General features: G+C 48.9%; 1 protein-coding gene. It reads right to left on the reverse strand.

Annotation, left to right across the window (positions count from 1 at the left end; all coding sequences use genetic code 11):
- Positions 1 to 227 (reverse strand): transposase (locus IS446_RS00080; protein ID WP_203057133.1); only part of this gene is annotated, 227 nt, incomplete at both ends.

The raw sequence follows: 227 nt of genomic DNA on the forward strand, positions 1-227 counted from the left end.
TGGGTGGCAACCAGGCCAATTATAGGCTTGGATTTAGTGGATTTAAGGCGCATGTAAAAGGGTTTTAAGGTTGGGTTGCACCGTACTGCCGTCATAGAGGGCATGTGGAGTACTGCCCGTATATGGCGGTTCCCTTTCTTGCTGATCTTCGATTTGCCTTTCATGGTTCCCGACTCGCGTAAGACCACATCATAGCCTACATAGCTGGTAAGTTGTTTGGCACTGGT

The organism is Robertkochia sediminum, from assembly GCF_016786255.1.
Lineage (GTDB): Bacteria > Bacteroidota > Bacteroidia > Flavobacteriales > Flavobacteriaceae > Robertkochia > Robertkochia sediminum.